The organism is Pseudomonas sp. Eqa60 (assembly GCF_018326405.1).
GTDB lineage: Bacteria > Pseudomonadota > Gammaproteobacteria > Pseudomonadales > Pseudomonadaceae > Aquipseudomonas > Aquipseudomonas protegens.
On the sequence record NZ_AP024342.1, the window covers coordinates 6,458,598 to 6,471,851 of the forward strand.

Consider the following 13,254-nt stretch of genomic DNA (forward strand, 5'->3'; position numbering starts at 1 on the left):
CTCTCCCGGTCGAGGGTCGTTAATCGTGCAAGCCTGCCGTAGCGGCGACTGCTATTCAAGTGATTGCAGATCGGGGGTCAACCCGCTCTGTTCCATTCGTTAAAACCAAATCTCTACAGCCACGCAGGAGCCGGCTCGCCGGTGAAAGGGGCCTTGAACCTTGCACAGGTCTGGAGGCCGCCTCCGCTGGCAAGCCAGCCCCTACATGGCCTTGCAGCCGCGGCCGATCAGGTCATTGGTGGCGACCCAGTAGACCAGGCCCTCCTCGCCCTTGACGTGAAACGCCAGCATGTCGTCGCTGTACAGCGAGCCCGAACCGCTGGGCTCAAGCTTCAGGCGGCGTACCTGGTCGTCGCCCCCCAGGCGCACGTCGACGGCCTTGCGGCTGTCGTCGGTGTAGCGCCAGAGCACCTGGGCCTGGCTGTCGCAGGTCCAGGTGGTCCAGTTGTCAGTGGTCGGCGACTTGAGCAGGTTCAGGTTGGCACAACCTGCCAACAAGCCCAGCATCGCCACGGCGATCAAACCTTTCATCAATGTTCCTCGGCGGGCGGCCAACAGGCCCCGGCGCGTTGCGTTAACCCATCTGACCCGTCAAGGGCAACCCTGTTCCCTGGCCTTTGACGGCGTCTCGTACTTCTCCAGGCCCTCAGGGCCCAGGCGCTTGTTGATCACCGGAGCCGTCTCGGCCTGCCAGTCAGCCTGGTAGCAGCCTTTCTGCACCTCGCCGGCATCCTCCGCAGGCGTTGCCTTGGGGGCACTGGAGCAGCCCGCCAGCAACGCCACGGCGATCAACAGTGGCAACGTCTTGACCATCAGAACACTCCTTTGCCCGGCCAATCGAGGCCTCAGGCCTTGGCCCGGGCTTCCAGGACTTCAACCGCCGGCAGCACCTTGCCCTCGACGAACTCGAGGAAGGCGCCGCCACCGGTAGAAATGTAGGAGATCTGCTGGGCTACGCCATATTTGTCGATGGCTGCCAGGGTGTCGCCGCCGCCGGCAATGGAGAACGCGGCGCTGTCAGCGATGGCCTGGGCCAGGACCTTGGTGCCATTGCCGAACTGGTCGAATTCGAACACGCCCACCGGACCGTTCCAGAGGATGGTCCTGGAGGATTTCAGCAGTTCGGCGAACTGCGCGGCAGTCTGCGGGCCGATGTCGAGAATCATGTCGTCATCGGCCACATCGGCGATCAGCTTGACGGTGGCCGCAGCGCTCTCGGCAAATTCCTTGGCCACCACCACGTCCACCGGCAGCGGTACGCTGACCTTGGCGGCGATGGCGCGAGCGGTGTCCAGCAGGTCCGGCTCGTACAGCGACTTGCCCACCGGATGCCCGGCAGCGGCGAGGAAGGTATTGGCGATGCCGCCACCGACGATCAACTGGTCGCAGATCTGGCTCAGGCTATTGAGCACGTCCAGCTTGGTCGACACCTTGGAGCCGGCAACGATGGCCGCCATCGGCTTGGCCGGGTTGCCCAGGGCCTTGCCCAGCGCGTCCAGCTCAGCGGCCAGCAAAGGACCAGCAGCAGCCACTTTGGCGAACTTGGCCACGCCATGGGTCGAACCCTCGGCGCGGTGCGCGGTGCCGAAGGCGTCCATCACGAACACGTCGCACAGGGCGGCGTATTGCTGGGCCAGCTCGTCGGCGTTCTTTTTCTCGCCCTTGTTGAAGCGCACGTTCTCGAACAGCACGATGTCGCCGGCCTTGACCTCGACACCACCCAGGTAGTCGGCCACCAGCGGTACTTCGCGACCCAGGGCGCGGCTCAGGTAGTCGGCTACCGGCTTGAGGCTGTTCTCGGCGGAAAACTCGCCTTCGGTCGGGCGGCCCAGGTGCGAGCAGACCATCACTGCCGCGCCTTTTTCCAGGGCCAGCTTGATGGTCGGCAGCGAAGCCAGGATTCGCGCATCGCTGGTGACAACACCGTCCTTGACTGGGACGTTGAGGTCTTCACGGATCAGCACGCGCTTACCTTGCAGATCGAGGTCGGTCATCTTCAACACGGTCATGGGTCGCAATTCCTGGGTTACTGTTCTTCAGAAACAGAGAGTTGAGTGTCAGTGCGTGGAGCGGCTGTGTGCAGGTAGTGCCCAGCTACGTCCAGCATTCGGTTGGCAAAGCCCCATTCGTTGTCGAACCAGGCCAGGATGTTCACCAGCCGGGGGCCGGAAACACGGGTCTGACTGGCATCGACGATCGCCGAATGGGGATCATGATTGAAATCACAGCTGGCATGCGGCAGCTCGGTGTAGGCCAGCAGGCCCTTGAGCGGACCGCTGGTGGCGGCCTCGCGCAGGATCCGGTTGACCTCGGTGGCGTCGGTATCGCTCACGGTCTGCATGGTGATGTCCAGGCAGGACACGTTCACCGTCGGCACCCGCACTGCTTTGGCCTGAATTCGCCCGGCAAGTTCCGGCAACAGGCGCTCGATACCCCGCGCCAGACCGGTGGACACCGGGATCACCGACTGGAAGGCCGAACGGGTACGCCGCAGGTCTTCATGGTGATAGGCGTCGATCACCGGCTGGTCGTTCATCGCCGAGTGAATGGTGGTGATCGATACGTACTCCAGGCCAATGGCCTGATCCAGCAGGCGCAACAGCGGCACGCCGCAGTTGGTGGTGCAGGAGGCGTTGGACACCAGCCGTTCGTCGCCGCTCAGGCAGTCCTGGTTCACCCCATAGACGATGGTGGCGTCGACATCCGCCTCGCTGGCCATCGGCTGGGAGAACAGCACCCGCGGCGCGCCGGCGTCGAGGAAACGCTGGCCGTCTTCGCGGGTGTGGTAGGCACCGGAGCATTCCAGCACCAGATCGACGCCCAGGGACGCCCAATCGATGCCTTCGGGGGTGGCACTGCGCAACACTTTCACGCAGTTGCCATTGATATGCAGACAATCGCCATCGACCTTCACCTCACCGGGAAAACGCCCGTGGGTGGAATCGAAGCGTGTCAGGTATTCAACGCTGGCCATGTCGGCCAGATCGTTGATGGCAACGATCTCGAACCCGGCCGCAGCCCCTCGCTCGAACAGAGCACGCAAGACGCAACGACCAATCCGGCCGTAGCCGTTGAGTGCAACTTTGTAGGGACGCGGTTGAGGCATGGGGTTCTCAATGACCGGTGGTGAAACCATCAGCTTCGTGCTGCCTGCGCCATCGTCATCGCGAGCAAGCTCGCCCCCACAAGGACGGTATACATCCCTGCAGGAGCGAGCTTGCTCGCGATTGCGTCAGTACAGACAACCCGGCTTCCGGGTTTAGTCTTCCAGCAACTCTTCGGCCTGGCCCAGGATGTTGTCCAGGGTGAAGCCGAACTCTTCGAACAGTGCCGAAGCCGGAGCCGATTCGCCGTAGGTGGTCATGCCGATCACGCGACCTTCCAGACCCACGTACTTGAACCAGAAGTCGGCATGAGCCGCTTCGATCGCGATACGTGCGCTGACCTGCAGCGGCAGAACCGATTGCTTGTAGCCAGCGTCCTGAGCATCGAACACGCTGGTGCAAGGCATGGAAACCACGCGCACCTTGCGGCCTTGCTCGGTCAGTTTGTCGTAGGCCTGAACGGCCAGGCCGACTTCCGAACCGGTGGAGATCAGGATCAGTTCAGGCTCGCCTGCGCAGTCCTTCAACACATAGCCACCGCGGCTGATGTCGGCGATCTGGCCGGCATCGCGGGTTTGGTGCTGCAGGTTCTGACGCGAGAAGATCAGCGCCGAAGGGCCGTCTTTACGCTCCAGCGCGTTCTTCCAGGCCACCGCCGATTCAACGGCATCGGCCGGGCGCCAGGTGTCCAGGTTCGGCGTGGTACGCAGGCTGGTCAGTTGCTCGATCGGCTGGTGCGTCGGGCCGTCTTCGCCCAGACCGATGGAGTCGTGGGTGTAGACATGGATCACACGCTTCTTCATCAGCGCCGACATGCGCACTGCGTTGCGGGCGTATTCCATGAACATCAGGAAGGTCGCGCCGTAAGGCACCAGGCCGCCGTGCAGGGCAACGCCGTTCATGATGGCGGTCATGCCGAACTCGCGCACGCCGTAGTACATGTAGTTGCCGCTGGCATCTTCAGCGCTGACACCCTTGCAACCTTTCCACAGGGTCAGGTTGGAACCGGCCAGGTCGGCCGACCCACCGAGCACTTCCGGCAGCAGGGGGCCGAAGGCATTCAGGGTGTTCTGGCTGGCCTTGCGGCTGGCGATGGTTTCGCCCTTGGCGGCTACTTCGGCGATGTAGGCGTCGGCCTTCTCGGCGAAGTCGGCAGGCAGGTCACCGCTCAGGCGACGTACCAGTTCGTTGGCTTCGGTTGGGAAGGCAGCGGAATAGGCCGCGAAACGCTGGTCCCACTCGGCTTCGGCAGCGCGCCCTTTTTCCTTGGCATCCCACTCGGCATAAATGTCGGCCGGGATTTCGAACGGGCCATAGTTCCAGTTCAGCGCCTGGCGGGTCAGGGCGATTTCCGCGTCGCCCAGTGGCGCGCCGTGGCAATCTTCCTTGCCCTGCTTGTTCGGCGAACCGAAACCGATGGTGGTCTTGCAGCAGATCAGGGTCGGCAGCGGGCTCTTGCGCGCGGTGTCGATGGCGGTCTTGATCTCTTCCGGATCGTGGCCGTCGACGTTGCGGATCACTTGCCAGTTATAGGCTTCGAAACGCTTGGGCGTGTCGTCGGTGAACCAGCCTTCGACTTCGCCGTCGATGGAGATGCCGTTGTCATCGTAGAAGGCGATCAGCTTGCCCAGGCCCAGGGTGCCGGCCAGGGAAGCGACTTCGTGGGAAATGCCTTCCATCATGCAGCCATCACCCAGGAACACGTAGGTGTGATGGTCGACGATGTTGTGGCCTGGACGGTTGAACTGCGCCGCCAGGACTTTCTCCGCCAGGGCAAAGCCCACAGCGTTGGCCAGGCCCTGGCCCAGCGGGCCGGTGGTGGTTTCCACGCCTGGGGTGTAACCGAACTCCGGGTGGCCCGGGGTGCGGCTGTGCAGTTGGCGGAAGTTCTTCAGGTCATCGATCGACAGGTCGTAGCCGGTCAGGTGCAGCAGCGAGTAGATCAACATCGAGCCGTGGCCATTGGACAGCACGAAGCGGTCGCGGTCGGCGAAGGATGGGTTGCTCGGGTTGTGCTTCAGGTAGTCACGCCAAAGTACTTCGGCGATATCCGCCATACCCATAGGGGCACCTGGATGGCCGCTGTTGGCTTTTTGCACGGCATCCATGCTGAGGGCACGAATGGCGTTGGCACGCTCACGACGGCTTGGCATCGCTGATCTCCTGGGGATTGAATAAAACGAAACGGAAAAAAGGCCTGCATTTTCCCTCAGGCGTCAGGCGGGGGCAATGACAGATAGTCACTCAGGCATGTTTTTCCCCTGTTGAAGACACAATCCATTGATGAAACCCCTTCGCCGCTCGTTGACTGTAGAAGCAGAGGCTCTGGAAAAGCCCCTACAGGCACCAATATCAAAACTTTTTGATATTGGCCTTGCGAGCATTTGCGGGCATCTCTAGACTGCTGCCCCATGAACCTGCCCGCGCCTGCCATCAGCCATGACGATTGCGACGAACTGGCGGCCCTGTGCAAGGCCGGCGGCGACCCCCTGCGGCTGAATGTATTGCGCGCGCTGAGCAACGATTCGTTTGGTGTGCTGGAGCTGGCGCAGATCTTCGCCATCGGCCAGTCGGGCATGAGCCACCACCTGAAGGTCCTGGCCCAGGCCAGCCTGGTGGCGACCCGCCGTGAAGGCAATGCGATTTTCTATCGCCGCGCCCTGCCCCATACCGGGCTCCTGGGCGGCAAACTGCACGCAGCCTTGCTGGAAGAGGTCGACCAGCTGAACCTGCCGGGCGAGGTACAGGCCCGGATCAGCCTGGTGCACCGGCAGCGGGCTGCAGCCAGCCAGGACTTCTTTTCCCGGGTGGCGGAAAAATTCCGCGCACAGCAGGACCTGATCGCAGGACTGCCCCAGTATCGCGACAGTGTGCTGGCGCTGCTGGACAAACTGAGTTTCGACCCAGTGGCCACGGCCATTGAAGTCGGCCCCGGCGACGGTGGATTTCTCCCCGAGCTGGCCCGACGCTTTGCCCGGGTTACCGCGCTGGACAACAGCCCGGCGATGCTGGAGCTGGCACGCCAGCTGTGCGAACGCGAAACATTGGCTAACGTCAGCCTGCAATTGGCCGATGCACTGAACGGTGTACAGCTGCAGGCCGATTGCGTGGTGCTGAACATGGTCCTGCACCATTTCGCCGCGCCGGCCGAGGCCCTCAAGCAGATGGCCCAATTGCTGCAACCAGGCGGCAGCCTGTTAGTGACAGACTTGTGCAGCCACAACCAGAGTTGGGCCAAAGAGGCTTGCGGCGATCTCTGGCTAGGGTTCGAACAAGATGATTTGGCCCGTTGGGCCACCGCTGCGGGACTGACTCCCGGGGAAAGCCTGTATGTAGGCTTACGTAATGGTTTCCAGATCCAGGTTCGCCATTTTCAGCGACCGGCTGGCGACACTCACCATCGGTAAATTTAGGAAACCTTCAAGATGAGCGAATACTCCCTTTTCACCTCCGAGTCCGTGTCTGAAGGGCATCCGGATAAAATCGCTGACCAGATTTCCGATGCGGTGCTGGACGCCATCATTGCCCAGGACAAGCACGCCCGCGTAGCGGTCGAGACCCTGGTCAAGACTGGCGTGGCCATTGTTGCCGGCGAAGTCACCACCAGTGCCTGGGTCGACCTGGAACAGATCGTTCGCGATGTGATCTGCGATATCGGCTACACCAGCTCCGACGTCGGCTTCGACGGTGCTACCTGCGGCGTGATGAACATCATTGGCAAGCAGTCCCCCGACATCAACCAGGGCGTCGACCGCGCCAAGCCGGAAGATCAGGGCGCTGGCGACCAGGGCCTGATGTTCGGCTACGCCAGCAACGAAACCGAGGTGCTGATGCCGGCGCCGATCACCTTCTCGCACCAACTGGTCCAGCGCCAGGCCGAAGCCCGCAAATCGGGCCTGCTGCCTTGGCTGCGCCCGGACGCCAAATCCCAGGTCACCTGCCGCTACGAAGGCGGCAAGGTGGTGGGTATCGATGCCGTGGTGCTGTCGACCCAGCACAACCCCGAGGTGTCCTACAACGACCTGCGCGAAGGCGTGATGGAGCTGATCGTCAAGCACGTGCTGCCTGCCGAGTTGCTGAGCAAGGACACCCAGTTCCACATCAACCCGACCGGCCAGTTCATCATCGGTGGCCCGGTGGGTGACTGCGGCCTGACCGGCCGCAAGATCATCGTCGACAGCTACGGCGGCATGGCCCGTCACGGCGGTGGCGCGTTCTCCGGCAAGGATCCATCCAAGGTCGACCGTTCCGCCGCTTACGCCGGCCGCTACGTGGCCAAGAACATCGTTGCCGCCGGCCTGGCCGAGCGCTGCGAGATCCAGGTGTCCTACGCCATCGGCGTGGCCCAACCGACCTCGATCTCGCTGAACACCTTCGGCACCGGCAAGATCAGCGACGACAAGATCATCAAGCTGGTACGCGAAGTGTTCGACCTTCGCCCCTACGCAATCACCACCATGCTCGACCTGCTGCACCCGATGTACCAGGAAACCGCTGCCTACGGTCACTTCGGCCGGGCTCCGCAAACCAAGACCGTGGGTGACGACACCTTCACCACCTTCACTTGGGAAAAGACCGACCGCGCCGACACCCTGCGCGCCGCTGCCGGCCTGTAAGCTTCACCTGGCAACATCCAAAGCCCCGCCCGGCTCGCCCGGCGGGGCTTTTTTGTCGCCTGAGGTTTCTTGCTCATCCTGCAAACCGCTGCTGGTACGGGGCCGAGCGAGCAAGGACACAGGTGTTCCCTGACGGGGAAACACCTCGCAACCACCTTCGTCCCGGCCGTCAGCCAATCCCCTCTAGCCTTTAGCGCATGACCCACAGAGCAAGGATGCTCCCCATGCTGCCAAGAGCCGTTGTGCTGCTGAGCCTCACTCCATTCTTCGCCCAGGCCGCCTGCCCCGACTGGCCGGTTCCCCGTGCCACCGATGAAATCACCGCCCTGCAGCAGCAACTGCAGCGCTGGGATAGCAGCTATTACCGTGACGGCCGATCACTGGTGGCGGATGAGCTCTACGATCAGGCCCGCCAGCGCCTGCTCACCTGGCGCCAGTGCTTCCCCCAGGCTCCCCGGGCAACGGACCAGCCCCTGCTCGGCGCCGGGGGCAGCATCCGCCACCCCATCCCCCACACAGGGGTGGAAAAACTCGCCGATGCCAATGCCGTGACGGGGTGGCTCAAGGGCCGCGACGACATCTGGGCGCAACCCAAGGTCGACGGCGTAGCGGTGACCCTGATCTACCACCGGGGGCAGTTCCAGCAAGCACTCAGCCGTGGCGACGGCGTGCATGGCCATGACTGGACCCGTGCAGCCTGGCAAATCGAGGCCATACCCAAACGACTGCCACGGCCCGTCGACCTGTTGCTGCAAGGAGAGCTCTATCTGCGCCTGGAGCAGCATGTCCAGGCTCGCTCCGGCAGCCTCAAGGCGCGCAACCGGGTGGCAGGCTGGATGGCTCGCAAACAGCTGACAGCGGCGGAGGCCGCGCAGATCGGGCTGTTTGTCTGGGACTGGCCCCAGGGCCCGGCTACATTGAGCGAACGCCTGGAACAACTGGCAGACCTGGGCTTTGTCGAACCCCGCGAGTACAGCCGGCCCGTAGGCGGCTTCGCCGATGCACAACAGTGGCGGGCCCGCTGGTATCGCTCGCCACTGCCCTTTGCCAGTGACGGCATCATCCTGCGGCAAAGCCGGCGTCCCGCCGCCGAACGCTGGCAGGCCAAGGCCCCATACTGGATTGCCGCCTGGAAGTACCCCTACGCCCAGGTGCTGGCCAGCGTTCGTCAAGTCGATTTTCGTATCGGCCGCACGGGGCGCATCACGCCCCTGCTGGAGATCGAGCCGGTGACCCTGGACGACCGGCAGATCCGCCGTGTCAGTCTCGGCTCACTGCAACGCTGGCGATCCCTGGATATCGTTCCCGGCGATCAGGTAGCCATCAGTCTCGCCGGGTTGAGCATCCCGCGCCTGGATGAAGTGGTACTCAGAAGCACCCTGCGCCAAAGCATCCAGCCCCCGCGAGAAGCCGACTTTCACTTCCTGAGTTGCTGGCAGCCATCACCCGGCTGCGAGGAACAATTTCTGGCCCGACTGACCTGGCTCAGCAGCAAACAAGGCCTGAACCTGCAGAATATCGGCAGCCGGACCTGGGCCCGGCTGGTTGAAACAGGCCGTATCAAAGGCCTGCTGGATTGGCTGACCCTGGATCAGGCAGAGCTTGCTAACATTGCCGGCTTTGGTGATCGCAGCAGCAAGCGTTTGCTCGAGAGCCTGCACAGCGCCAGGCAACAGCCCTTCCCACGCTGGCTCAAAGCCCTCGGCATCCCGCCCAGTGGCTCGGCCGACCTGAGCGGGCCATGGCAGGCCCTGGCCATGAAAAGCAGCCTGGACTGGCAGAATGAAGCCGGTATCGGAGCGGAGCGGGCCGCACAACTGGTGGCGTTTTTTCGCGCTCCAGAGGTCCTGGCCTTGCAAGGCGCCCTGAACAGCGCCGGTATCGAAGGTTTTTAGCCCGATGGCACGTGGAACCACCCAAGCCGGAATACGCTCCAACAGCCCATTCCCGGTACAACAGTCAGTATTTTTATTGGTTATTTCTTGATCTTTTTCACCTGGAGCCTTCAATGAAACTTTTTCCATCGCTCGCCACCCTGACCCTCTGCAGCCTGATGAGCGCGCCACTGCTGGCCGCCGAGCAGGCCCCCGAGCTGACCGGCTGCGCCGCCAAGCGCCAGGCCATCATGAACCAGATCGAACAGGCCAAGGCCCACGGCAACAGCAATCAGCAGGCCGGCCTGGAGCGCGCCCTGAGCGAAGTGACCGCCCACTGCACCGACGCCTCGCTGAAGAAAGAGCGGGAAAACAAAGTGCTTGAGGCCAAGCATGAGGTCAGCCGACGCCAGGCCGACCTGGAAAAAGCCATGAAGAAAGGTGACTCGGAGAAGATCAACAAGCGCAAGGACAAGCTTGCCGAGTCGCGCAAGGAACTGCAGCAAGCCCTGGACGAACTGGACAAGTAAGCAACCTGATGCCGCGGCCCTGCTCAGCAGAGCCGCCAATCAGTGATTGCGGAACTCTTTGTGGCAGGCGCTGCAAGCATCCTCGACCTTCTGCACCGCCGGCCCCAGATTGCTGGCCTTGTAGGGCTGGACCTGGCTGATCGTCACCAGCTCACCGGTGGCGGCTTCCAGGGTGCGGGCCAACTCCTGGAAACGCGCCTGCTTGCGCCAGACGTCATCGGTGGCGCTGCTGTGATCCTCTTCCTTGACCTCGGGGAAGTGCTTCCACGGCTCATGGGACAGGCTGTCGAGTTTCACCGCGCCTTCGGCAAAGCGCGCGCCGTCGAAAGGAATCCGCCCACGCAACATGCCCCCCAGGTCCTCGCCGGTCTTGAGCATCTGCTTGAAGATCGCCTTGCGCTGGCCCAGGGGAGAATTGGGATCGACACCGCCACAGGCGGAAAGCGTCAGGCAGGCCAGCAATACAACAGAAAGTCTTTTTAGCGTCATGGTGGCTTCAGGTCTGGTCACGGAAACGGCGGCCAGTATCCTCGCCTCCCCGGCAAAGACCAATAGCCCTATTAATAATATGGGTTGTCCCCCATCACCAATGCGGCGGGCAGCCTCTCAAGGAAATACAGCATGAACCCGAGCCCGCTCCGCTGGCCTCGCCATCTGCTCTGGGCCCTGCCGGCCCTGGCGCTGCTCGCTGGCTGCAACGGCGGCGACAATACCAAGCCAGCCCCCACCCACGCCCTGGCCACCTACAACAGCGCCACCTGGGACGCCCTGCCCAACGTCGCCGACAACGACCTGCTGGCCGGTTTCGGCTCCTGGCGCAGCGCCTGCACCCGCCTCAAGGCCGACCCGGTGTGGGGCGCCACCTGCGCCGCAGCCGCGACGGTGCCGCAAACCCCCGAGGCCATCCGCGGCTTTCTCAAGGAGCACCTGCAGGTCTACGGCCTGCGCTCGGGCAACGGCAGCAGTACCGGCCTGATCACCGGCTACTACGAACCGGTCTATCCCGGCAGCCTGACCCAGACCCAGGTGGCCAATGTGCCGGTATACGGCGTGCCGGAGGACATGATCATCGTCGCCCTGGACAGCCTCTACCCGGAGCTCAAGGGCAAGCGCCTGCGTGGCCGGCTCGAAGGCCGGGTACTCAAGCCCTATGACGATGCGGCGACCATCGAAAGCAAGGGAACCAAGGCCCCGGTGATTGCCTGGCTGACCGACCCCATGGACCTGCAATTCCTGCAGATCCAGGGGTCCGGGCGAATCCAGCTGGATGACGGGCGCCAATTGCGGATCGGCTATGCCGACCAGAACGGCCACCCCTACCGTCCCATCGGCCGCTGGCTGGTGGACCAGGGCGAGCTGAAGAAAGAGGACGTGACCATGGGCACCATTGCCGCCTGGGCCAAGGCCCACCCGGCACGGATTCCCGAGCTGCTGGGCAGCAACCCCAGCTACGTGTTCTTCAACCGCAACCCGGATAGCAATGAAGGCCCGCGGGGCTCGTTGAACGTACCGCTGACGTCAGGCTATAGCGTGGCCGTGGACCGCAAGGTGATCCCCCTGGGCAGCCTGCTGTGGTTGTCCACCACCCGCCCGGATGGCAGCAGCCTGGTACGGCCGGTAGCCGCCCAGGACACGGGCGGCGCAATCACCGGTGAGGTGCGCGCCGATCTGTTCTGGGGCACGGGCGATGCCGCGGGGCAACTGGCCGGAGACATGAAGCAGCAGGGCCAGATCTGGATGCTCTGGCCCAAGGGCGTAGCGCTGCCCAAGGTGCCGGAAGTGCCCGACGCCCCTTGAGCCCCTGCAGGAGCCGGCTTGCCGGCTCCTGCAAAAGGGTGTCTCAGACTGAAACGAAGAAGAAACTGGCGATCAGGCCCATGCCCACGAACCACACCAGGGACCGCAGGATCGCCCAGTCCGCCAGGTAGCAGATCATGTACAGCAGGCGGCTGGTGATAAACAGCACCGCCAGCACGTTGATCGTCACCAGCTCGGCGTTACCTGCTACATGGGCGATGATCACCGCCGCAGCGAATGCCGGGGTCACCTCGAAACCGTTGAGCTGCGCGTTGTGGGCACGCTTGGGCAAACCCTCCAGAGTACTCAGGAACGCCCGTGGGTCATGGTTGTAGCGAAGCCCGTATTTGCCGGCGCCCTTGGCGATGGCAGTACAGAGATAGGGCAGGATGATTGCAATCAACACACACCAGAAAGCGACAGTCATGGAGCAAATCCTTTTTTAGAGTTTTTAGGGAGCCTTCAGAACTTCATCACCAACATGCCAATCAGCACCAGTCCACAGGCTAAGAGCCGTGGCCGGCCGAAAGGTTCTTTCAGGTAGCGCATGCCGAACAGCACCACCAGGATCACACTGATTTCACGCAACGCAGCCGCTTCGGCGATCGATCCCAGTTGCATGGCCCAAAGCACCAGAGCGTAGCTGAACAACACGCAAAACCCGACGCTCAGCCCCAGGCGCCACTGCTCGCGCCAGAACAGGGCAAAGGCCGGGCGCTTCCAGACCACCGCCACCAGCGGAAAGGGCCAGGCGCTGAGCAGCGTGACCCAGGTCAGATAATCCAGCGGGTGCGACCAGCGGCGCAGCGCCTGGCCGTCAATATAGGTGTAGCAACCGATGCACAGGCCGATCAGCGCCACCACCGGCAGCATCGACCAGGGCAACCGTGCCCCGCCGCCGCCCTGCCAGAGCAGGCAGAGCATGCCGAAGGGAATCAGCAGAATGCCTAGGACCTGCTGAGTGCTCAGCGCCTCGCCGGCGAAGACCAGGGTCAACGCCAGCACCACCAATGGCGAAAGTCCGCGCATCAACGGGTACACCAGCCCGAGATCCCCCACGCGATAGGCCTGGATCAGCAGATATCGATACAAGAGCTCGAATGCCGCCGAGGCGATGATCCAGGGCCAGATCTCCAGTGGTGGGGATTCGAGAAAAAACAGCATGATGGCCACGAACAGCAGGGCCACGGTGTCCATGCAGGCCACCACCAGCAAGCGCTCGCCACTGAACTTGATCAGGGTGTTCCAGGCTGCGTGCAACAACGCCGCCACCAAAACCAGACTTGTCGCCAGCACCTTGCACTCCCTGGTTGCCTGAAAAAGCCGGATACCG

At 63.0% G+C, this 13,254-nt stretch carries 13 protein-coding genes; 5 read left to right on the forward strand and 8 right to left on the reverse strand.

Going from position 1 to position 13,254, the window contains the following annotated elements; translation table 11 throughout:
* Positions 1–201 precede the first annotated feature (201 nt).
* The 5 genes from KI242_RS29315 to tkt form a co-directional block, all read right to left on the reverse strand.
* Positions 202–531 (reverse strand): MliC family protein, encoded by a 330-nt coding sequence (locus KI242_RS29315; RefSeq protein WP_011063956.1) that lies wholly within the window; start codon positions 529–531, stop codon positions 202–204.
* Positions 532–591: 60 nt separating this feature from the next.
* Positions 592–813 (reverse strand): hypothetical protein, encoded by a 222-nt coding sequence (locus KI242_RS29320; RefSeq protein WP_011063957.1) that lies wholly within the window; start codon positions 811–813, stop codon positions 592–594.
* A 32-nt stretch (positions 814–845) separates the two neighbouring features.
* Positions 846–2,009 carry a phosphoglycerate kinase gene (locus tag KI242_RS29325; protein ID WP_011063958.1) on the reverse strand — a complete coding sequence of 388 codons (1,164 nt, stop codon included), beginning with the start codon at positions 2,007–2,009 and terminating at the stop codon, positions 846–848.
* A gap of 17 nt (positions 2,010–2,026) precedes the next feature.
* Complete coding sequence (gene epd / locus KI242_RS29330; RefSeq protein WP_011063959.1) at positions 2,027–3,106, reverse strand: erythrose-4-phosphate dehydrogenase; 1,080 nt, start codon at positions 3,104–3,106, stop codon at positions 2,027–2,029.
* Positions 3,107–3,259: 153 nt separating this feature from the next.
* Complete coding sequence (gene tkt, locus KI242_RS29335; RefSeq protein WP_011063960.1) at positions 3,260–5,257, reverse strand: transketolase; 1,998 nt, start codon at positions 5,255–5,257, stop codon at positions 3,260–3,262.
* Between the two features lie 258 nt (positions 5,258–5,515).
* On the opposite strand from tkt, the gene KI242_RS29340 reads away from it, so the two are divergent.
* The 4 genes from KI242_RS29340 (at position 5,516) to KI242_RS29355 (ending at position 10,124) form a co-directional block, all read left to right on the forward strand.
* Positions 5,516–6,511, forward strand: a complete 996-nt coding sequence (locus KI242_RS29340; protein ID WP_011063961.1) for a metalloregulator ArsR/SmtB family transcription factor — start codon at positions 5,516–5,518, stop codon at positions 6,509–6,511.
* An 18-nt stretch (positions 6,512–6,529) separates the two neighbouring features.
* The gene (gene metK, locus KI242_RS29345; protein ID WP_015637335.1) at positions 6,530–7,720 is read left to right on the forward strand and encodes a methionine adenosyltransferase; all 1,191 of its coding nucleotides are present in this window, start codon (positions 6,530–6,532) and stop codon (positions 7,718–7,720) included.
* Between the two features lie 224 nt (positions 7,721–7,944).
* Positions 7,945–9,615, forward strand: a complete 1,671-nt coding sequence (ligB, locus tag KI242_RS29350) for an NAD-dependent DNA ligase LigB (protein ID WP_077934899.1) — start codon at positions 7,945–7,947, stop codon at positions 9,613–9,615.
* A gap of 113 nt (positions 9,616–9,728) precedes the next feature.
* On the forward strand, positions 9,729–10,124 hold the full coding sequence (locus tag KI242_RS29355) for a DUF1090 domain-containing protein (protein ID WP_011063964.1): 396 nt from the start codon (positions 9,729–9,731) through the stop codon (positions 10,122–10,124).
* Positions 10,125–10,163: 39 nt separating this feature from the next.
* Here the strand turns inward: KI242_RS29355 and KI242_RS29360 are convergent, their stop codons facing one another.
* Complete coding sequence (locus tag KI242_RS29360; protein WP_011063965.1) at positions 10,164–10,613, reverse strand: cytochrome c; 450 nt, start codon at positions 10,611–10,613, stop codon at positions 10,164–10,166.
* A gap of 132 nt (positions 10,614–10,745) precedes the next feature.
* On the opposite strand from KI242_RS29360, the gene KI242_RS29365 reads away from it, so the two are divergent.
* Positions 10,746–11,921, forward strand: a complete 1,176-nt coding sequence (locus tag KI242_RS29365) for an MltA domain-containing protein (protein ID WP_015637337.1) — start codon at positions 10,746–10,748, stop codon at positions 11,919–11,921.
* A gap of 43 nt (positions 11,922–11,964) precedes the next feature.
* Here the strand turns inward: KI242_RS29365 and KI242_RS29370 are convergent, their stop codons facing one another.
* Entirely contained in the window at positions 11,965–12,348 is a 384-nt protein-coding gene (locus tag KI242_RS29370; protein ID WP_011063967.1) for an MAPEG family protein, read from the reverse strand.
* A 35-nt stretch (positions 12,349–12,383) separates the two neighbouring features.
* Entirely contained in the window at positions 12,384–13,217 is an 834-nt protein-coding gene (locus KI242_RS29375) for an EamA family transporter (RefSeq protein ID WP_011063968.1), read from the reverse strand.
* Positions 13,218–13,254: the final 37 nt, after the last annotated feature.